The organism is Bacteroides faecium (genome assembly GCF_012113595.1).
Taxonomy (GTDB): domain Bacteria; phylum Bacteroidota; class Bacteroidia; order Bacteroidales; family Bacteroidaceae; genus Bacteroides; species Bacteroides faecium.
Window position 1 is genome coordinate 6,447,341 of record NZ_CP050831.1, and the last position, 22,949, is coordinate 6,470,289.

Below are 22,949 nucleotides of genomic sequence, written 5' to 3' on the forward strand. Positions count from 1 at the left end.
AAGTTTATATTTAAAATGAATTATATGTGTTTATTCATCACGGACACAGCGAACTTGTGCTGCGGAAGCGCGGATTTCCGAGAAACCAGTGTCTCCCCCGAAAGAAGTATAAAATGTGTGCAAGCTCTTAAAATAAAAGGTCATCACAGTATTCATACCAGAGCCATCATATGAAGTCATTGTCCCACTAAGATGACCGGCATAACCTGGTATCAAATTTAAGCCTTCAGTGCCATCCCCCAAACGAAAACCGGCAGAAATAAAATATACTTTCCGCTCACTATTCTCTCTACCACAATAAAAATAGGCTCCATATTCAGTAAATGACGGAGTATAAAAACTGTCTTCCATCATCTTTCCTGTATGTCCGACTATTTTCCCTGACCTCAGATCTGTTATAGTGTCATTTATTATAGGCTTTTTTAGAAATGCCCCACATATATCTGGCGGCGACACCTTATAACCAGCAGGACAAGGATCATAAAGAGTCTTCATAGTCTCTATATCAACCATTTTATATCTCGAATAAGGATTATTTCCCCATAGATACTGATTCCCCGCAAAGGAATTATCCCCACCATGAAGATTAGTATAATATAACCAATCACCACTGCTGTAACCTATGCCAGCCTTAATAAACACATTAGGATGTTTTATTCCATATTCAATAGTTCCTATACTTTCATTTTTCACTTCTTCCTTTAATTCCTGCTCCGTTCCACGAACACTATACATTGGAGCATTTTCCGGTTCGGGATCGTCAAGGGATGTATAAAACGAAGTCAGGCCAATAAAAGGATCTTTACGTCCCCACTGATATCCTAAGCCACAAGTTGTCAATTTATCCGGAATATTAGTTGTAGCTCCCAAATCCCGATCCATAATTTTATAATTCTTCCCACTATAACTTTCTCCATTAGTCGGTAACCCCAATTCAATAATATCAGGTTTCTCCGTACACCAGACATGCCAACTCCAAAGTACATTAGCATCTTCCGCATTTGGATCATATTTATCATAAACTGCGATGACTCCGTTTCCTGCACCGCTACTCAAAAATTCAACACGATTGGTAGTCTGATTAAATGCCACTTGCGAAATAAGACTTTCTTGATCCTGCCAAATTAACTTTGCAGATTGAGGAGATATCACAACATTTTTTGAACTAGAAATATCTTCTCCCATCCCATTTTTAAAATGATATTGTTCAACATCTTCTGTTAAGGCACCACCAGTAGATGCTTTTGCATGATCTCTCGTTTCCTCCACAATACCCTCCACTCCATTTCCTATCACCGTGGCGTCAAACGAATAAGCACCATAAGTCACCGGAGTGATAAAGCAATTTGCCGGACCATCATCATCCACAGGGAACACTTCTGTTTCAGGTATAATACTGAAAGGGATATATTTCACTATGTTGCCTATTGTTATTTCCAGGAATCCTTCCTTCGGCATAAGAGAAACTCCGTAGACCACAGTAGCATATATCCAATATTTATTATCCAACGGTAATTCACATTCGTTTCCGGTACTATTTATCGCACCAGGTACAGAAGGTATACCGTCCATGACAATTCCATTATCTATTGGAGTCAGATGTTCATTATCCGTGCTATAAAATGTTTGAATGAAGAAACGGGACACTAGCTCTTTATCCTTTCCCAATAAACGTACTTTACGGGTTGTCACATTATCCAAATTGACATTTCCTGCATCGTCTGCCTGCAACTCTATTTTCAACATTATCACCGGATCCTTTATTGTACCTTGCAATAACTTTATTTCTTCCCTATCCGTCTTAACCAGATATTGCCCGTTTGAAGTATACCCCTGCACCCATTTATCAGAAACTGTTATTGTATATTCAATATTGCTCCCCGGATTTTGAATGGCTTCCTGTACGGAAGTATATCCTTTACTTTTCAACTTCGTAATATTAAAACGATAAGCGTGGTTTCGCACTATATCCAAATACTTTCCTGTTTCTTTATCCCAAAAGTCCAGACGATAATACTCCTTATTTGAGCCATCCGGATTCTGAACAGTAAGAAGTAACATGGCACGATCTTTGGAAAACGTTTTTTCATCTATCTCATTCCCCAACGCATAGACAGAATGTTTATACTCTAAAGAATAGTAACTAGTCACCAGACCTTTGGCTGCATCCAAAGGAACCGTAGCCGAAAGCAAATCATGCTTTTCTGAAATACCCTTTTCATTTATACTACCTTGATAGATTCCACCCCGATGTTCACTGTCCAATACAAAGTCCGAAAAGTCCAAATTTTGCCATTCCCAACAAACCACCTTGTCAGGAAATAAGACCTGCATATCCGCATCTACTGTAATTTTAGCAAAACATCGCTTCAACAAACATACATTAGAAGTAGCGCTGGTATTCCATTCTATCCACCCGTACATAGGGATTGCTTGTCCTTCATCTTTCAAATTAGAAAAACCTCTCATCAAGCCTTGGCTCGTATAATTTCTTAACTGTTCCTCACCAGCCGTTTTATCTATAAGGAAACCACCTGTTCCCAATGCAGAAGAACGATTGGTCAGGTTACAAACCACATAGATTCGTTCTCCGTTAGCAGGAATGAATTTTTTCAATGTTACAGTAGGCGACGCAGTTCCATTTCCAAACAAAAAAGATAAATCAGTCGTACCCTCCTGATAATATACAGGGGATGAAGTATGAGAATCATTGTATACGAATACTTGTATACCACTAATCTTACATTCCGACTCATTTTCCACACTACGCACTTGCACCAGTTCCGCGTCAGAGATAGATAGTCTGATGACATTTTTCTGAAAGAAGTCAACGGTTGTTGTTTCACTGTTATCGCTACAACTACCAACTAACAAAGGAATATTAATTGTACAGAGAATTAATAGACATCCTCTGAATAGGTAATATAAGCGTTGCTGTATTTTTGTTTTCATTTCATTTATACTTTTTTGATTTCTAATGAATTATTCCTTTACACAACGTATAGAGCCAGCCTGCACAAATCCAAGCCACAGAGTCGTATTTAACTTATTTATGCCAGTACCCTTTGGATAAAAATAAAGTAAAGCTCCCATTTTTTGCCAATAAAAGTCATCGCTACGTCGTCCATAAACTGACGAACTCCAATACGTTCCACTTATCGCTGGAGAAAATGCCCAATCAGGAGTACAAGTTATTGGCAAAAAAATCATTTTATCTTCTACATAGGCAGTAACACCGTTCATATTCACCCCACTCTCATTAAAAATAAAAAATGCATCGAATGGTGATATTTTATAACCAACAGGACAAGGATCGTAAATTGTTTTAATAGTCGAACTAGGATAATCGGCTATTGTTCCTTCCGGATTACCCCACACATAGCGCATTTCTGTTGTTTCCGAGTCTGAAGTTTTCGTACACCAAGTATCGTCTGACCAAGTTCTATGAATAAATATATCCGGATTATTGATAGCTTGAGCAAGAGTTAGCGGTTCCTCATGAGTAATCTTCCACAAAGAGCCGACACTTCTAACATTATATAAGGTAGTCAATTTCCCATCATTCTTCAATGGACTGTAAAACGGGTCTTTACGTCCCCATTGATAATGCAACCCTTGTGTAGTCCACAAAGCAGGTGTAATAGTTGTTGCCCCAAGATTACGATCCATCATTTTATATTTATTGCCTGTCTTTGGTACAATAAATTCTATTATTTGTGGCACAGCCGTACACCAAAGGTGCCAACTCCACAACACTTTCGCATCCTCCGCATTAGGATCAGCCTTATCATAAACGGCTATCAATGCATTTCCCCGGCTTCGTCCCATTTTCACTTGAACCCTATTATCGACTAAAGCAACTTGTTCCACCAGTTCATCCGTATCCTGCCAAAGCAATTTTGCCGATAAAGGATGAATATCCGCACCTGCTGCTTTCGTCAATATATTCCCCATTACATCTTCAAACTTTCCTTCATCAATAATACCGTCCGATCCGTTTCCCATTATGGTAGCCGTGAAAGAATAAGAGCCCGCACCTCTATCCGCTATATAGCTGTTGGCAGTGCCTTCCGTGTCCAATGGAGTAAAAGTATCCAATGAACTGATAGGAATATATTCCACATGCACATTATCGGAAGACACTTCGATAAAACCACCTTCATAATTAGCGGGAACACTACCGGTGGTACAATAGAAATTCATTACTTGCGCAGCAGTAAGGTCATAAATGCCACTGTTATCCGCCAATTTATCCGTTTCCGTTATTCCATTGCAATACAGTTGCAAATCACTTGTTGACATTAAATCCGCCTTATCAGGTTTCAAAGCTCTAATTCGTAAACGACCCGGAGTACGACAGTCCACTTTCACCAGCTTCACCGGATCGACAATATCTTTAATAAGGGTTATTCCTTTACCTGCAGTCCTGTCTATATAAAAGTCAGTACCTACAATATCACCTGTAACCCCTACATCTTCCCAATCAAGTATATGCATTTCCAATGAAAGTGATTTTATCATAAACCGGCACAACAGTTGATAGACATGATTACGTTCCAGCTTTTCCAAAGGCGCTCCGCCCGAATTGTTCGCATCCCCACCCAACTCTATCATATCGTATTCGTCAATGCCTATATTCAGCTTACTGTCCTTACACTCCATTTCCGGGATATAAAAAGAGTAAGCCAGCACACCTTTGTCTTCCGGAGAAGTTTCTTCTGGGATTTCACCTACTGTCTTTCTCGACAACATATTGATTGCGGAAGATGCATAATTACCAGTCTTTTCGGGAGAAATGAATCCGGTTTTGGAAACTCCCGTCACAACCAACATCGCAGGTATCTGAACTTCCTCCCGATTTCCTGATTCTTTCCGCATATAGACATCCACACGTGCTACTGCACGGTCTACATGCATATTGACCGTCTGTGTCGTTCCTTCCGCCGCATCCACCCCTGCCAGTTCTCCATACATGGGAAGGCAGTATTCTTTTCCATATTCTACGACATTAGTCTTTGTTGTCAAGTAGTCAGCCATCTGATACTGCACATCCACCAAATCATTCGGATGATCCACAGACTCAAGTATAGCACGGGTATTCAGGTCAACAGGCTCGTTTACAATGGTATACAATGTTTTCCCAGTAGCGGCTTTCACCTTGAAAACCGGAGTAGTGTAAGTCCCGTCGGTAGCGGTAAGTCCCTGCCAATAATACATCTTATCCAATGATGTACCATCAAAAACATAGATACGCAAACGGCTGATACGGGTTTCGTTCGTGTTCAGCACTTCCGGATCACTCGTGGCACGTGTGCTGATATTCATGCTCATCCGCACTTCTCCGGGATTTACCGGCTCAACTGTCTGTTCACTTTCTGTACAAGAAAATAAAAACAACAGCAGCCACATCCACCATATACAACCTTTATCTCTCATATTCATCAATCTTTGTTTATTTATCAGAGGTCTTCACCTTTTAGCCAGATAGTCCAGCCGTTAATCACAATCTTAGTGGAAAGGAAATTCAATAATTCCGGATTATAGAAAAAGACTATCGCATATTCGCTCTGCCGGTCGAGATATTCCTGTGCCGGAATATCATGTCCTTCCATTTTAGTAAGCAGCAGGTAAGGTATCAGGTCAATCTTCATCAGTACCTTGCTGTCCGACTTGCGTGTAAGCGTCAAATATACTTTTTTATGTTCGAGCAGGCGCATGGTGTTCATTTCCGCTACAATGCCCACATCTTCCACTTTTTCCAGATGATACGGCTGATAACTAATCACATCATCATTCAGCAAGTCATTATTCCAGTCGTAATATCCGTTGTCCGCACGGATTTCGAACAGGCAGTCATTCATATCCAGTTCTTCTCCCGGCCCGGACTTTTGCAGGATAAAGCGGAACTTATTGGTATCTTTTATCAACCTGACCGTTTCCGTCTGTTCCCGTTTCCCTGTAAAACTCACGTTCTTCACCTCGCCATACCAGAGAGGCTTCAAAACTTTATTATGTACCAATGACTCCCCCCGTTTCATTCTTACCGTCAAATCTTCCAGTATCGATTTTCCGACAACCAGTTCCGGCATTTCAAAGGCATCGCTCATTCCCGCCCAAGCGGCTATCCGGTATTCTCCGACCGGAAGTGACAACGGCATACGATAGCTGCCGCTGCCCAGAGTTTCCCCCTGTTCGCTCTTCTTTATAATAAACGTGCCTTCCTTGTCAAATACAAACACATCTACACAATTCACCTGAGCCGCAAAAGCATCGGTGAACTCCATGTTATAGTCGTACTGGAAACGGACATATAACTGACATTCCGGTAGTGTCTCATCAATGGATGTGCAAGAAAAGAGTACAAGCAGTAATAGCAGGCAACTTCCATAACTCATCCGTCGGACAACACCTTTTGTATTCATTATCTTTCTCATAATCTATGGTTCTATTTATTTTTCTAATTTCATATATAGTGTGGAAAAGCGCCTTTGTGCTTTTCTCGGAATAATCTGCTTTAGTGGACAAGCGTCAAAACTTGTCTGTATGGTAAGACCTGCTTCTATCAAGTTTTTCATATCAAGGTCTTGATTCACGGAAATATGCCTCCACCAGCTTAATAAAAACAAAAAGAGGAAAAAAGGAAGGCGCTATAAGACAACCTGCGCCGCATCATAACGCCTTCCTACAATTTTAATTATTATTTTAGCCCAATATATTTGTCATTACAAATCCACTCCCTGGCTCCAGGTAGTCCATGGATCTACCACAATATTTACAGAGAGATATGCTTCAGCGTCATCATCATTCCCACCCGGTTTTTCAGGATCGGTAGGATCTGTCTTGTCAGGAATCCAAGGAGTACCCGGTTGTTTCACGCTGTTGATAGTCAATGTGTACCAGTTGTTGCGTACGACACCATATTTGCCAAGTTCCATTGTGGCGGTGATTGCGTCGTCATGACGAATCAGGATGTTATAGTAGCAGACACCATTCTGGAAGTATTCTACACCTACGATTTCACTGGCAGCGGGCTTGGAGTATTCGCCACCGTTCGCAATAGCGTCTAGTTCGGCGATAGTAATAGCGGCAAAATCAGCGCCGACAGTCTTGCCTTGTTTAGTAGCGGCAGCCTTCATACGTGCATAGAACTGGTCACAAAGAGTGATTATCTGTGTTTGCAATGCATCCGCCGTAGCTGCTGTTTTTGCAGCATTATACACTGTCTGCAGTTCAACCAATGTCTTATAAGTGACACCCAAAAGGCGGAACCAGCTATCGCCTACTGTAAATGAGCTAGGAGTATAGACCGCACTTACTACGGCAGCCGTAGTTTGTGCCTGGGTTTGTGCGTCAGCAGCCATTGTATTCTCAAGACAATATTTGCTGTCCGTCATAGCTGAAAAATCAGTCGGCAAAGTACCGTCATCAGCTACTTTCAGATAATTGAACTGCGACGTATTGAATCCTGCCAATTCATAGTTCGGGTCTTTTCTGTAATCCGCATTGACAGAACCTCCGACAGGCATTACGATTTCAGAATACGGGAACATGCTCTTGTTAGTTACATTCAATGCCCAGTCACCGAATGTACAGGTTACCCCTGTAGGAACTGTGACACCAGCCGGATTTGTTCCTAAAGAAACCTTGGCAACGACACGGTCTACGTGAATCAGGGAACGGTCAGTCTCAGCAGCGGCCTTCGCAGCAATAGCATCGACAAAATTCGTTCCATCAACCACCTTTACATCGACTGCTACCAATGCTCCATTAGCAGAGTTGGCATTGTCACCGGCATTAATCATCATAAAGTTGTCCTTTGTTGCTCCAATCACTTCCTCAAGTGTCTGCTCCACAGCACTGTTGATAGCAGACCAGGAAGCGGAAGCCACACAGGCTGTCTTGAATTTGTTGCTCGGATTGACTACTGCCAGCACTTTAGCGGTAGCGGAAGGAACTTTGAATGCTTTTCCGTCATATCCAGTCACAAGAGCACCACCTGCATTCAGGATATAGTCGGTTGCAGCCAATGCCTTTGTTTCCAAACAAACGTCCGATGCGTCAAACAACGCAAGAAGCAATTCATTTACTTTCTGTTCTTCTGTACTTCCGTGATCTTCTCCCGGAGCACGCGTTCCCGTACTTTTGGGCATTGACACAGACACGGACATATAAGCTTCCCTGCCGTCTACCGGCAACTGGTTTTGTCCGCCGGTTACCATCTCTTCATCGTTACTACACGCTGCCATTGCCAGTCCGACAAACAGCGTTAAAAAAGATTTGTCCAATTTCATTGATAAAAAATTAAATTATTACTAAAATGTTTATTATTAAATATAAGTTTCAAGCTGTATCATTCAGCTTTCATGTCTTCCAAACGTTTCAAGTACATTCGCATCGCATCATAATCCCCTGTTTCCCAGGATACAATCGCTGCATTGTTGTTGGCTATCCTGTCACCCAGAAAGCGGTCGGCAATCAGCCGGATAATCTTGTTGTATTCGTCCGAACCTTTGCCATAGCTTACTGCGACCTGATACATTTCGTTATGGTTCATCTTATCGGGACGTGTCTTGATGATTTCCCGTCCCTGCTCCACAGAGAATGGAACCACCGTATAGCTGACTGTATATTCCACCAGGCGCAGCTTCGGATATACCTCCCTTAATAAGGCATTATAGATTTTTCCGCCGTCAATCGCTTTTATCTTTGCGTCACGTGCGTCCGGTTCGGGAGTCTGCGCGATAATATCAAGCACTTTCTGCATATAGGAAGGGCGGTATTCACGTAACCATACAGCCAGTCCCTCCCAGTTCTCCGGCACCGAAATGCACTCTATCATGTTATCGTCCAGCTTATAGGCATGTTTCAAGTTTTGTTCCAACGCTTTCGCACGTTGTTCGGAAAGGCGTGTGTTAGCATCATAACTACCTTCCGGCGACGAATAACCCACTATCTTAATCCGGGCAATACGATAATTATCGTCGCCACGGATAGAATCAATGGACGAATAGATTTTAGCCAGCTCGGCAGGATTATTCATATAATCGGCAAGCAATGCCGACTGGTTCACTTTAAAATTCAGATAAGCACTGCGGGTGAAAGAACGGCGTTTTTCCTCTGCCTGTGCCACCATTATCTCTAAATTCGGGCGTTCTATCACCTCTTTAAATAAAGGTAGTTCGGCAACAGGAGCTTTACCCAACATTTCTCCACACCCTGCACATCCCTGCAATTCACAAAATATCTCAACACGCGCACCGGACATCCACTCCTGCGCCGGGACTGTTTCGTTATATTCAAGCTGCATATCGCGTTTCCTGTCAAAACGGGTCATTTTTCCTCTCTCTCCCGCAACCGACTCCTTACCATACAAACTTTCTTTCCGCTTGTTCATACGATAGCGGTTCCTGCCTGCAATGCAAACAGAGGGCAGGACAAGCGTATCACTTTCCGACCGGCTGATTATTAATGGAGTAACTATCATTTGCTGGCGTGAAGGAAGCCGCAGTGTGCTACAATCCATACTAAATGAAACTTCCACTTTGTCATCACTTATTTTCCGGGCAACAGTATGTCCGATATTTACCTCCTGGGCATAGGCGGATACTGCGCCTAACAGCCCCAAAGCCATGTATATACAGATTCTTTTCATCATTAGCCTATTTTATAATGTATATGATACTAATTGCAGCCTTTGTCGGGCCGAAGTAGTTTTTCTTTTCACTTTTCTGAACAGTTCCACAAGTGGCACAGGGATATTTGGAATGATCCATTCGCGCATATCCGACTCCAAGTACAGCCTCCATACTCCAGCGGTTGCCGAGCAACCACTGATAGCCGTAGGATATTCCACCGCCCCACAAATGTCCCTGATAGCGGTGACGTTCCATGTTATCACTCAAAAATGACATTCCACCCACATTATATTTGGCGTAATGTCCGTGCAGACCCAGAAAATGGCTGTTAAATTTCTCACATAGCCAGTAGCGAAGTTCCGGCTGTACGCCCCAGTGGCGCAAACGCGTTTCATCATCAAACTTCCAGGGGTTATAATTTCCGGATAAATCGAGAGACCATTTCTTGCCCAAACCTATTTCCAAGCCTAAGTTCATTGTAGTAGTAGCGTCATAAAGCAAATTACTCTTTACTGCAACCTTTTGGGCATAAGAACTGACCACATTACAAAGTAACATCCCCCAAACCCCGATTAAACATAGATATTTCTTCATATCATCTTATTATTTATTATTGCTTTTGTTTCATCTCTATTCTGTAATAGAGATGAAATAAATAATACGAATAGTAAATATCTAATTTCCAATGAATTACATCACATAAAATAAAAATAGAATGTTTCAGTATCATAATATAATGAATCATATCAAAAAAAATAGATAATAATATCCTGATATATAATTTATTAAAAAAATAGATGCTGAAACAATTGTGAAACAAACAAATAAGTAACAGACCAAACAATCAAAGCAGTTATTGCCATGGAAACAAAACTTATAAAAAGCGAACTACTGTACATCGAAGAACACCTGTCATGCCAAAACTACATGACAACGATTGAAACCGGGTTTAAACTCCTTGAATTTACCGGGAACACAGAATTTGAGGAAGACAATGCAACCAAAAACTATCTCCTGTTCTTTCTGAAAGGTGATTTCACCATAAGCTGTAACCAGTTCCACAACAGAATATTTCATGCCGGAGACATGATACTAATCCCCCGTTCTTCCCGGCTGAAAGGAATTGCGGAAACCGGTTCAAGCCTACTCTCCATGTTTTTCGACATGCCTGAAGGAAACTGTGACAAACTCATATTGCAGTCTTTATCAGATATATGCGACAACATTAAGTACAACTTTTCACCAATTAAAATACACTATCCGTTGACACCATTCCTCGAAGTGTTAACCTACTGCATCAAGAATGGAATGAGTTGCGCACACCTGCATGACTTGATGCAACGGGAGTTCTTCTTTCTTTTACGTGGTTTTTATGAAAAACAGGAGATTGCAGCATTATTCCACCCTATTATCGGAAAAGAAATGGACTTCAAGGATTTTGTCATGCACAACTATAGAAAAGTGGATAATATAGAACAGCTCATCTCACTGTCAAATATGGGAAGAAGCTGCTTCTTTAGCAAATTCAATGAAGTGTTCGGCATGACAGCCAAACAGTGGATACTGAAACAAAGGAACCAAAGGATACTGGAAAAAATGACAGAACCAGGAGTATGCATAAAAGATGTCATCGAAGAATTGGGATTTGATTCACAAGGCAACTTCAACCGTTACTGCAAACAACATTTCGGATGTACTCCCAAACAGCTGATAGAGCGGTGCCAGGCTGCAAACCGGACAAGCTAGCAAGTATTATCCCTATCTGTACAAAATGAATAAATTATTGGACTTTATGATAAATCCTATAATGAAAAATTTAGTTTACTTTGCAGCGTGAAAGATATCAAAACTACAGAGAGATTTTAAGATAATCTCTATTACAGAATAGATTACAATATTGCAAAGATAAATAAAAATATAATATCTTCTAATTTCCAACGGATTATATTACAAAGAACATTTCGCTAAGATAAATTTGTAACCATACTATTCACCTGATTGAGCATGGACACATCGAAATCCTTTAAATAGACGCGTGTCATTTCTTCCGAAGTGTGCCCAAGCCCGGCACTAATCACAGAAACCGGAGCTCCATAGTCACGTGCGAGGGTAGCCCAGGTATGGCGTGCAGTATATGTCGTCAACGGTACTTTAATATCAGCCACAACAGCGATTCTCTTCAAATAACGGTTAATACGTCCCAACGCCAAACGGTACTGTTTGTATCCAGAAGCATATTCACCACTTATTATCGGAAAGAGATACTCATTTTCTGTCCCATATTTATCTATCAGAACTTTCATTTGGGGAGATACGACTATACGAATCAGCTGTTTCGACTTATGCCGGTAATAGGTCAGCACACCATTACAAATATCGGCTTTCTTCAAAAGGACAATATCAACAAAAGCCATTCCCTGCGCATAAAAGCTAAACAGATACAAATCGCAGGCAAACTCCAGTTGCGGTTCATTCGTCAAATCCAAGTCCGCCAGAATCTGCATATCCTTCCGTGACAAAGCGCGTTTCACAGTCTTCGCCGGACGGGTCTGCGCTTTAGCAAACGGATATTCGCCACGGGGATGATAGCCGTCCACTATCGCCTGGTTATACAAAGAGCGTAAGTTGCGCAGATAATAACTTATCGTATTGCCGGAAGCACCGTTACTATACAGGAAATCCTCGTATCTCCTGACAAACGCCAAATCAACCTCCGACATCCGCACATCGGGGCGACTTATAAATTTTGCCAACGACGAGCGGGTACTCTTGTAGGCCGCAGCCATTCCTACTTTCTTCAGTTCCTGCTTCCGTTCAATCTGCGTATTGATATACTGCAATAAATAAAACTGTGGTTTTCCACTTCCAAGGACATTTTGAGCCAGTACATCTTCCACTGTAAATTCTTCCCTTGTCCGTTCAAGCTGCCTGATCCGTGTATCAATCTGATTACACATCTTCCGCAACTCACGATTCATCTTCACGACTTCTTTAGCTGTAAAAGAAGAACCCGTACCATTAATAATCTTCCCTTCCGACTCGTCAAACACTTCTTCTTTCACCCGGTAACCTGTATACAGCAACTTTTTTCTTCGATTGTGGATTACCTGAAATACTAAAGGGTAACTGCCATTATTCAATATCCTGCTCTTGTTCAGCATAAGTTTCACTGATGTTATCATATCCTGCTTTTTTGTTTGAGACGTAAAAGTACGAAGTTCACCTTACTTATCAGAACTATTTTCCGCCTGTTACGCAAGAAACAAGAAATGGAATAAAAAGTTTTTTCACTTTAAGAATAGTTATCTAATAAATATAGTTAAAATACACGTTCTAGTAATTAGTATATTTTTATTACATAATTTCAATATACATACGCATAAATTAAATATGTACACAGTAAATGATATTTCATTACATAATATAAACATTTCTGCTATTCATCCTTTTGAAAAATTAGAATATTAGGCATAGCTTTGTACTATGGATTTTAGGGAGCCGTCCGTTCCTTTAAAAGGAAGAGGTCATTCCTCGGTGTGCAACGGGCCGTTCCTTTTAAAGGAACGGCCCGTTGGTTTTAAAGGAAAAACCAACATCTGTAACCATTTGAATTTCAACTTCTTACTGAATTAGAATTCCGTCCCCGCAACCCATGGGATTTTTTCCAACAAACACAACGGAAGCTGCCGCACGAAGCGGCAATCAGTATACAACAAATTTCAACAATTCAAAATTCAAATCCCATGGTTACAGTCACGTTTGCCATTAAGCCATATCTGGCGAGGTACATGTATGTCCGCTACGGACAAAGTTTAGAACTTCTATCGCACAGCAATCCATCGCCAAGGCTCCCCATTCCAATCCACCTCTCCCACCTCACTCCCATTTATCATTTCTTGCATCAATTATCCGTTCCCCATCCGCAAGGCGTCTCCTGGAAAGAGACTGGAAATATCACTTTTGTTCTTCCTAGCCCAAGACAGAGCAAGAACCCGGAAATCTACAATTACTTCGGTCAGGACAGTATCTTTATTATTGAAAAGGAAATTGAGGTGGAAATGAAAGCGGAGCTTTATTCATTCCTATTGGAAAATAAGTTCAAAAATGGGGTGATGTATATAAAGTCGATGCATGAGTTTGTGGTAAAGTATGATATGGTGGAGTCGGTGGAAGAGGAAAGTTTGATGAGAGGGTTTCAGAGGTGGAGAAAGAAAATGAAGGGAGACTCTAAACTATAAAATCACACCTAATTAAGATTCTTTAAAATAAAACTGTCCCGCTATGCAAACTACTAAAGAGTAAATAGTGGGACAGAAAATAAAGATTACTAACAGATTATGTTATTAGAAAAGAATATTCAACAGATACAAGAACCAAAGCTTTTTTACGAGCAACCCAAAGACTTCCATTCCAGTAAATAACCCTATCAATAAAAAGAAAGTAAAAAAAACACCGTTCCAAATTGTTTATATCATAGAATTCATTATTTTTGCACATTAGATACAGTATAAAAAATAGAATATGACAGATCCACACTCAAACAAACTGAATATATCTACAGAAAAGACCTCTAAAGATAATATTCTTGACACCTTAGAGAAACAATTAAATAGTCTCAAGCAACAATATATAGACATACTTAAAAAACAAATTATAATACCTAAAAGAAAAACATATAAAATATCGGGATATTTTACAGCCGAAGTTCTCAATGAACTATACCTTATTGAAAATAAGATAGCAATTATAAATAAAGAGTTGGGCAAAGATGACCACACTTGGTGCTCAACTAAAAAACATGAGATACTTAAGCGTTATCATCAACCTAGATCCAAACACTTATTCCAAGTGGCATGGAAAATAGGGCTTCCTGTAATCATCCTACTTTGGGGATTAGGTACACTATGCTCATATATAAGTTCAAAAGATGCTATCGACAAATTTAAGTACTCAATGAATGTAGCTAAAAGCCTTGAAAGCCAAGAAAATTTCAATGAAGCTATGACCACCTATCAAAAAGCAAAAGACGAATACGACGGTTCCTTTAATAATTCTAGCTATAAACATGAAGCCAAGGAGCATATGATCATCTGCTTTAATATGTTTAAAACAAAGTGTGAGTCATTAATAGTTGACGAACACTACAATGAAGCAAAACTACAGATGCACTCACTTCATCAGGAAATTATAAATAAAAATCCTAAAATCGCCGAAGATATAAAATCTATAACAGATAGGTTATCAGACATCGTTTCAGAAAAGAAAGAACAACTTATACTAAATATTTTCACTAATGGGGGACATTTGGATGTAGAAGGTAAAAAATCACTTGCAGAGTTATTAAAATTTGCCCCCGATGACTATTGGTTGATATTTATTAAAAACAAAGAGAAATGAAAAAATCATCTAAGAAAATAATTAAATCAGTACTTTTATCAGCTATCGTTTCTTTATTCCACGCAAATGCTGAAGCCGTCGAAGCCCAAGGATTGTCATTATCACTTGATGACTTAAACAACGGAAATAAAAAAGACGAAATGAGTCCATTGAATAATAAGATTTATTATAATGTCTTGAAATTGAAAAAGAATGGTGACCTGACTTTAATCGCTGGACATCGTTCTCACTATTCGCATAGATCTAGCGGAGGTGGGGGGCACTATTCCCATTCCTCTCACAGATCTAGTTCGTATGGTGGAAGTTACAGTTCCGGAAGCAGCAATTCCGGTTCAAGTACTTCATATTCTACTCCTAAAAAAACTTATGCCACTTATTCGTTGGGAGACAGAATTCTCACCAGTGGGTCATATGGTGCTGACGTGACCAAATTGACTGATTTACTTGTTCTCGCCAAATATTTGAGAAAAAATTGGATAACTCAAAAATCGAACTATTCTCAATTCAATAATCATGTCGTATCTGCTATAAAGCGTTTCCAAAAAGACGCTGGACTGAAACAAACAGGAGTAGTAGATGCAACGACAATCTCTCATCTGCAAGCATGGGATACCAATAAAACAACGATAGTTTTAGGAATACGGGATTTACAATACATTGATTCTACATCAATTGTTTCGGGAAATGACGTAAGCGAACTAGTAGTATTACTCAAAAAAGCCGGTTATGCTCCCGACCCGTCTAAACTTCAATACAGTGGACAACAAGTCATTTTCACTGAAGATATTGCCATGGCTATAAAGATGTTCCAAGCATACAACAGTTTAAGTGTAACCGGTATCGCAGATGAAAAAACTATTCAGAAACTCCGCTCCAAAATAAAATGAAATTATCAGTAGACCGCAATATATACTCGGACAGTTGTATTTCTAAAACCATTTACTGGTTATCTAAAGACTACACATTCCAGCGGAATCTCATTACAGATACCGAAGAAATAATAGTGGATGCAAAATCATGCCTACCCTTTGATGAATCAGCTTTTCGAAGTTCCTTTTTCGACAAACTGAACGACTTTAAATTAAGGTGTATCATCGAAGAAGAAACAAAAGACATCCGTACCATTCTTTATGCAAAAGCTTTTGCTGAATATGATGAACTGACCGAAGATGATTTAAACGAATAATATATGTATAAATTACTGCCATTCAATTTTACCAGAATTGCCAATAAAGAAGTGCTGATAAATGAATTAGGAGATTTGCTGATAACTCCTGAAGGAACTGTATGCAATATAGTAAATCATTCTCTTGGAGAAAATGACCTTTACAAATCATTAATCTCCAATTTTTTTATATCAGAAGACATTATTCCTCCATTATTGGACATATATGCTGAACGATTAAGAGAGAAAAAAAGATTTTTAGATGATTTTACAGCACTACACATTTTCGTATTAACATTGAGATGCAATCAAAATTGTATTTACTGTCAAGCATCAAGCCGAAATGAGAGTTGCAGTTCCAGCACTATGTCGAAGCAAACAATGGAGTCCGCTGTAAAATTAATGTTTAAATCACCATCCCGATATCTGACAATGGAATTTCAAGGCGGAGAACCTAGTCTAGAAGCCAACCTATTGAGATTTGGAATAGAAAAAGCTGAAGAAATCAATAAAACGGAACAACGCTATATCAAATATGTACTTTGTACAAATTGCATCAACCTGACTGAGGACGTTTTAGAAATATGCAAGCAATATAAGGTACTTATTTCAACTTCTCTTGACGGTCCTGCATTTCTGCACAATTCAAATCGTGGCAAATCAAATAGTTACAAGAAAGTAGTCTCCGGCATATCATTAGCTCGACAAGCTTTAGGGTTTGATCAGGTCTCAGCCTTAATGACAACTTCCGAAAAAGGACTCACTTATCCCAAAGAAATCATTGATGAATATGTGAAGTTAGGATTCAAAAGTGTTTTTTTACGAGCTTTGAATCCATACGGATTGGCCTCAGATAATGCAGACTGGAGTAAATATACAGATAGATTTATCGAATTCTACAAACAAGCATTCGACTATATCATTGAACTTAACAAGCAAGGAACATTTTTTGTAGAAGAATTTGCTTCGATAATATTGCGTAAAATGCTCACTCCATTTAGTACAGGATTCGTTGACTTGCAATCACCTGCTGGAATTATAAATTCCGTACTAGTTTACAATTACGACAGCTATGTTTACGCCTCCGACGAATCACGCATGCTTACCGAGTTCAACGATTTTACGTTTTGCCTAGGTAGTGTAAACGAGGATTACGAAAACATTGTCTATGGCACAAAAGCAAAACAATACGCAAAGATATGGGCAAATGAGATATTAGCGGGCTGCGCTGATTGCGCACTGAAATCGTACTGTGGTGCCGATCCTGTCCGAAATTATTCTACACAAAATGATATGTATGGCTATCGCCCTACGTCATTGCTCTGCCGCAAGAATAAAGCAATCATTGAATATATCATATCATTAATCATTAACCGGCATGACGAAGTGATGCCACTTTTCAAACGCTGGCTATGATGAACTATCGACCTTTCGACATAAATTCAAATGATAATACATTGTTTGTTACATCTCAATGCAACAATAATTGTATTATGTGTTGCCAACCCCCAAAACCGATTGACGACATTGACGAATTATATGATTACAATCTTACATTGATTAAAAATGCTCCTAAAGATATACCTATAATAGGAATATCAGGCGGTGAACCAACTTTGTTAGGGAAAAAATTAATCTCCCTGATAGCTGAAATCAGGAACAATCTGCCTAACACAGAAATTCATATGTTAAGCAATGGACGAAAATTCTGCAACGTAGAATTTACGCATGAGATAAAAGAAGTAGCTGGTGATAAGTTAATAGTTGGAATACCATTGCACTCTGATTATTTTAAAGATCATGATATGATAGCAGGTAAAAAAAATGCTTTTAATGATACAATGTACGGTTTATATAATCTTGCCTATGAGCATATTTCTATTGAGCTACGTGTTGTGATAATTTCCCTAAACTATAAACGATTGCTTCCTATAGCAGAATTCATACATAAGAACCTACCTTTTACATCATGGACTGCTTTCATGGGAATGGAATACGTTGGGTATGCAGTTACAAACAGTTCTAAGATTTGGATAGAGCCTATTGAATATATCCATCTGTTAACCAAAGCTGTCAAATATCTCGATGAATGGCACTACGATGTAGCAATATATAATATTCCACTATGTTTACTTCCACAGGAATATCACCATTTTGTACCAAAAAGTATTTCGGATTGGAAAACCAAATATTTGAATATTTGTCAGGAATGCAAAATGAAAGATAAATGTTGTGGACTATTCAGCACATCCATCAAATCGTACAACGGATTAAAAGCATATTAGAAACAACCCTATATTTAAAATATTATAAGACATGAGTAAAATTACAATAAACGCCCAATTGCCAGAGCCTATTAAAGAGCAATCTACCTCATTCTCATTCAATTATGGTAAAGCTACCATAACTCTTGATAAAAATGGAAGTTATCAACTCCTTGTAAATGGGTCAAATTATTCAGCCTATGAAGGAAGTGCCAAACGTGATCCTGAGTATAAAATCAAAATGTTAGAAATTTCTCAAAAGATGTATAATGAGTATATAAATGAGACACTCATTCATACAAAAATGAACAAGAAAATGGCAAAGGTACACCTAAAAGTATATTATGAGAAAAAGTTGGGCAACTTGACTCCAGAGCATTATCAACGCCGTCCATTTTCAATCAGCCAACCAACTAAAGAAGAAGTCGTAAACGATCTAAAAAACGAGGCATATCATAAATTTTATTCTCTTTTCTCTAATAACAAAAGAAAAAAAGAGACATTTATAAATGGGAAATTAAAAGATATCTTTAATCAAAGACTAGATTATTGGAATATTACAAAATCTTTTTTCGAAGATATTGAAACGGCAATAGAATATAAAAAAAACGAAGTATATATAGCCGAATATAATCAAAAAAAAGAGCGTTTAGAGACATTCATCAATGGTCAGGAAAAGGCTGTTGAAGAAGGTATGAAAACTCTTGCAAATGATATTTCTATTCCATTCCAACTAGATGTAGATTACACCTATTCTGCTAAAAATAAATTATTTACTGCAAATTTGGAAATACCAAAAGGACTAAACATTCCATTAATGAAAGCTTCAATCTTATCAACAGGTAAGATCTCTATAAAGAGCAAGACACTTAAAGAGAATTTACAAAATGAATCTGATTGCATTTTAGGAGTTATTTACTATTTTAGTAGTTTAGTATTTAATATCACCCCTAATATTGAAACGGCTCGAATTGCATTATGGGATAGCAACAGAAGTTCCGGTTTTTGCTGGGTTGAATTAAATAGAGAGAAATTCTCACAAACAGATATAAATACACTCGAACCTATCATTAGCATTTATGACTACCCACATGTCTTAAAATTGAAAACCGACCGGAATGTCAATGAAATAGTACGAATTGAATATAACGAATTCATACAGCGCATAACTCAAACGATTTAAACTTCTACTCACCTTCCAATATAAAGGCTTAACTAATAATTATGCAGAATTTAAAAGAGAAAAACTGGAGTTCCATAATAGTAATAATCTTACTATTATGGAATCCTATCACTTTATTATTACTATTCAAGAATTATGTAATAGCCTTCTTCATTCCTGCCATAATATTATCTACCGGATTATACATATATTCCCTAAATGATAAGTATCTTAGAATAAAAGTTTGGGCTTTCAATATATGTGCAATCTTAAGTATTGCATACCATGCTGAACTGATTTTCATAAACGTATTTCCCGAGAAGAATATCCCAAATCTATATCAAATCCACGATAAGTATTATTTCAACAAACCAAATCTTAATAGAAATTTCAATGATGACGAATATGTCAGTTTATATAAAACTAATTGTCAAGGATATAGGATTGACAGACTATCAAATGCAAACGATAGTATAAAATATTGTGACTGGATGTTCATTGGTGATTCATATACACAAGGAGCACAAGTAGACTACCCTGATTTATTTTCATCATTATTATATCGTTACTTTCCCGATAAAATAATTGTCAATGCAGGAATTAGCGGTGCAGGACTTTATGATGAACTAAACTATTACAAAGATATGGGGCATTTATTAAAGCCTAAACGTGTATTTTTACAAATAGGAGTATTCAATGATTTTTTCAATGTTGAGGAAAAGAATGCATCATTTCAGGATTGGTTAATGTGCTATTCTGACTTATTTCGTTATTTAGAATTCAATCTCATCGGCAAAGAAGATTTATCCTTAAAAAGGTGGACAGAACCTTTCTTTGCTAATATACAAAAAAATACAGACTACAATATCTTGTATAAAAAGACCTCTCCACAGAAAGAAAAGGATAAAACCTCTTTATATCAATGCATTAAGGAATTTAATCAATGCATAAAACAAAATGGCGGAGAATTAGTTTTGCTATTAATTCCATCCAAAGAACAAGTTTCTGATGAAATGCTTGACGAAGTTGTATGCAAATATAATATACAAAAAAGCGATTTGGATATGACTTATCCTAATAGATGGATACAAGATTTAGCCAATAAAATAGGAATCAAGTTAATCGATTTATATGATGACTTTCGGACTTCCAAGGATTTTCCCTTTTTTTATATTGATGAACATATGAATTATGTTGGGCATCATTTAATTGCTAAACGAGTATCCTCATATTTCTTAAATGAAGCATTTAATTATAATTACCTAAGCCAGGGAAATACTTTCGACCGATATCCGACTATCTACGATGAAAGTAGAAAAATACTCTATCAAAGCCAGGATGAACATTTACACCAAATTTGTACTGCAAATCAAGATTTTAGCAAGAATGAAATTGTATGGAGAAGCTTGAATGAACTTATTCACCCTGTTTATTCACCAGACAAAACAATGTTGGCATTTACAGAAGGGAATCAAGAAAAAGGCTGTACCGATGTGATCTTATATAATTTTATAACCGAACATTCCTTAAAAATAAATGCCCCATCTACCTACGGTGCTATACCAACATTTAGCCATACAGGAGATTTGATTGCCTATGCAAACTGGGATAAATCTTCAGTACCTGGCATTTCTGTATATGACATAAAACAAAACAAAATACTATTTACCATAAAACATAAAGAAGAATGCTGGAGACCCGTTTTTTCTGTTGATGATGAAACAATATATTTCATTCAGAAGGACAGGCAATCAGACAAATTTAAGATAAAATCATATAACCTAAAAAGTCACAAAGAATCAATTCTTCTTAAAACTGACTACGATATCTGGGATATTGCAATTTCTCCGTCAGGAAAATACATGCTTTATGCAGGCTATAAAAATCAGAATTGGGATATATTCATTTATGACATACTGCAACAAAAGGAAAAACAAATAACAGATACACTAGGCGATGAATGGGATCCAGTATTTGGTGCAGATGATTCTGATATTTGGTTTGCAGGTGTATTTGGGATAAATAACGGCATATATCATAAAAAAATCGATTTATGCCCTTAACAGTGATTGTGATAAGCCTATTATTTTTTTATGCTACAGGCATAACATGGAGAAAAGTGATTCTTATTCTCACGAGTCTTTATGTATATTATCAATTCATTGGAGTATATATATTACTATTACTCATTTTATCCACAATTATAATTATATCAAGCAAATTCATTGTCAACGAAAACAAGAAGATATTTGTCATAATCCCTATACTATTTATTATCTTCACTTTTGCAATACTGAAATATACAGGTTTTTCTAATTGGAAACTACCAGTTGGCTTTTCTGTCTATGCTTTTAGTAGTATTTCATTTATAGTCGATCAATATAAAAATCACATAAAATATAAATGGCTCGATATACTTTGTTTTTTATATTTCTTTCCTAAAATCCTAGCAGGACCAATAGAACGGTCACAAGATTTCATAAGTCAACTTTCTACAATCAATAAACCTACACTTATCCAATTTTACAAAGTTTTCAAACTGATAGTTTTCTCAACTTTATGTAAATTCGTGATAGCCAACAATCTTGAAGGAACAACTACCTCAGACTATAATGGAGTTAATACGATCATTTCCATTCTTTTATTTTCAATTCAATTTTATTTTGATTATTGGGCATATACTAACTTCGCAATTGCTTTTGGGTGGCTTTATGGAATAAAACTATCTCCAAGTTTCAATAGACCATACTATTCGAATTCCTTCAAGAAATTTTGGAACTGTTGGAATATAACATTGAGTACATGGCTCAGAGATTATATTTATATCCCATTAGGAGGAAATAAAGTAAAACGATTGCACTGGATTTCCAATATCCTTATAGTATTCATTGTAAGTGGATTATGGCATGGTTCTACGGTTCCGTTTATCATTTGGGGAATTACACATGCTATTCTATTAATTATAGAATTAACTATTATCAAACGGTATTCTTTTAACTTGGGATTGCTATATGGAATTTTTGTTTTTCTAGCCGTCTCACTACTATGGCAGATGTTCAAGTGCAATAATTTAGAAGATATAGCATCACTTTTTAAAGCTATTAAAACGCCTGATAGTATTAACATCCAGCTCATTGTATATTTGTCTATAAGTCTCACAGTAATGGTCATACTACAATCAAAGACTGTACTTAAAATTATTTTCAGCATTCATGACAATAAAAAATTCATTATATATGAAGTAACTACGATTTCCATAATGATAATATTTATTATTTTACTTTGTGGTGATTATAATTCAACATTTTTCTATTTCAAATTTTAGC

17 protein-coding genes are annotated in these 22,949 nt (G+C 37.7%); 10 read left to right on the top strand and 7 right to left on the bottom strand.

Going from position 1 to position 22,949, the window contains the following annotated elements; all coding sequences use genetic code 11:
• Nucleotides 1-30 precede the first annotated feature (30 nt).
• The 6 genes from BacF7301_RS24475 to BacF7301_RS24500 all read right to left on the bottom strand — a co-directional run bounded on the left by BacF7301_RS24475 (nt 31) and on the right by BacF7301_RS24500 (nt 10,229).
• Complete coding sequence (locus BacF7301_RS24475; RefSeq protein WP_167966811.1) at nt 31-2,952, bottom strand: hypothetical protein; 2,922 nt, start codon at nt 2,950-2,952, stop codon at nt 31-33.
• A 30-nt stretch (nt 2,953-2,982) separates the two neighbouring features.
• On the bottom strand, nt 2,983-5,442 hold the full coding sequence (locus tag BacF7301_RS26015; protein ID WP_245208296.1) for a fimbrial protein: 2,460 nt from the start codon (nt 5,440-5,442) through the stop codon (nt 2,983-2,985).
• A 17-nt stretch (nt 5,443-5,459) separates the two neighbouring features.
• Nucleotides 5,460-6,434, bottom strand: a complete 975-nt coding sequence (locus BacF7301_RS24485; protein ID WP_167966812.1) for a FimB/Mfa2 family fimbrial subunit — start codon at nt 6,432-6,434, stop codon at nt 5,460-5,462.
• Between the two features lie 288 nt (nt 6,435-6,722).
• The gene (locus BacF7301_RS24490) at nt 6,723-8,291 is read right to left on the bottom strand and encodes an Mfa1 family fimbria major subunit (protein ID WP_167966813.1); all 1,569 of its coding nucleotides are present in this window, start codon (nt 8,289-8,291) and stop codon (nt 6,723-6,725) included.
• A 59-nt stretch (nt 8,292-8,350) separates the two neighbouring features.
• The gene (locus tag BacF7301_RS24495) at nt 8,351-9,655 is read right to left on the bottom strand and encodes a DUF3868 domain-containing protein (protein ID WP_167966814.1); all 1,305 of its coding nucleotides are present in this window, start codon (nt 9,653-9,655) and stop codon (nt 8,351-8,353) included.
• A 4-nt stretch (nt 9,656-9,659) separates the two neighbouring features.
• Nucleotides 9,660-10,229, bottom strand: coding sequence for a DUF3575 domain-containing protein (locus BacF7301_RS24500; protein ID WP_167966815.1), 570 nt, complete (start codon nt 10,227-10,229; stop codon nt 9,660-9,662).
• Between the two features lie 267 nt (nt 10,230-10,496).
• Between BacF7301_RS24500 and BacF7301_RS24505 the strand changes: the two genes are divergently transcribed.
• On the top strand, nt 10,497-11,381 hold the full coding sequence (locus BacF7301_RS24505; protein WP_167966816.1) for a helix-turn-helix transcriptional regulator: 885 nt from the start codon (nt 10,497-10,499) through the stop codon (nt 11,379-11,381).
• A gap of 218 nt (nt 11,382-11,599) precedes the next feature.
• Here the strand turns inward: BacF7301_RS24505 and BacF7301_RS24510 are convergent, their stop codons facing one another.
• On the bottom strand, nt 11,600-12,817 hold the full coding sequence (locus tag BacF7301_RS24510) for a site-specific integrase (protein WP_167966817.1): 1,218 nt from the start codon (nt 12,815-12,817) through the stop codon (nt 11,600-11,602).
• Between the two features lie 561 nt (nt 12,818-13,378).
• Here BacF7301_RS24510 and BacF7301_RS24515 point away from each other — a divergent pair.
• The 9 genes from BacF7301_RS24515 to BacF7301_RS26140 all read left to right on the top strand — a co-directional run bounded on the left by BacF7301_RS24515 (nt 13,379) and on the right by BacF7301_RS26140 (nt 22,948).
• Nucleotides 13,379-13,873, top strand: coding sequence for a hypothetical protein (locus BacF7301_RS24515; protein ID WP_167966818.1), 495 nt, complete (start codon nt 13,379-13,381; stop codon nt 13,871-13,873).
• A 283-nt stretch (nt 13,874-14,156) separates the two neighbouring features.
• Nucleotides 14,157-15,032 carry a hypothetical protein gene (locus tag BacF7301_RS24520; RefSeq protein ID WP_167966819.1) on the top strand — a complete coding sequence of 292 codons (876 nt, stop codon included), beginning with the start codon at nt 14,157-14,159 and terminating at the stop codon, nt 15,030-15,032.
• Nucleotides 15,029-15,919, top strand: a complete 891-nt coding sequence (locus tag BacF7301_RS24525; RefSeq protein ID WP_167966820.1) for a peptidoglycan-binding domain-containing protein — start codon at nt 15,029-15,031, stop codon at nt 15,917-15,919. Before BacF7301_RS24520 ends, BacF7301_RS24525 begins: the two co-directional genes overlap by 4 nt.
• Nucleotides 15,916-16,218, top strand: a complete 303-nt coding sequence (hxsD, locus tag BacF7301_RS24530; protein WP_167966821.1) for a His-Xaa-Ser system protein HxsD — start codon at nt 15,916-15,918, stop codon at nt 16,216-16,218. The genes BacF7301_RS24525 and hxsD overlap by 4 nt, the downstream gene beginning before the upstream one ends.
• 3 nt (nt 16,219-16,221) lie before the next feature.
• Entirely contained in the window at nt 16,222-17,613 is a 1,392-nt protein-coding gene (gene hxsB / locus BacF7301_RS24535; protein WP_167966822.1) for a His-Xaa-Ser system radical SAM maturase HxsB, read from the top strand.
• Entirely contained in the window at nt 17,610-18,482 is an 873-nt protein-coding gene (gene hxsC, locus BacF7301_RS24540; RefSeq protein WP_245208297.1) for a His-Xaa-Ser system radical SAM maturase HxsC, read from the top strand. The genes hxsB and hxsC overlap by 4 nt, the downstream gene beginning before the upstream one ends.
• Nucleotides 18,483-18,513: 31 nt before the next feature.
• Nucleotides 18,514-19,644, top strand: coding sequence for a hypothetical protein (locus BacF7301_RS24545; RefSeq protein ID WP_167966823.1), 1,131 nt, complete (start codon nt 18,514-18,516; stop codon nt 19,642-19,644).
• 41 nt (nt 19,645-19,685) lie between these two features.
• On the top strand, nt 19,686-21,686 hold the full coding sequence (locus BacF7301_RS24550) for a GDSL-type esterase/lipase family protein (protein ID WP_167966824.1): 2,001 nt from the start codon (nt 19,686-19,688) through the stop codon (nt 21,684-21,686).
• Nucleotides 21,677-22,948: an MBOAT family O-acyltransferase gene (locus tag BacF7301_RS26140; RefSeq protein ID WP_167966825.1), complete on the top strand. Its 1,272-nt coding sequence runs from the start codon at nt 21,677-21,679 to the stop codon at nt 22,946-22,948. The genes BacF7301_RS24550 and BacF7301_RS26140 overlap by 10 nt, the downstream gene beginning before the upstream one ends.
• Nucleotide 22,949 lies beyond the last annotated feature (1 nt).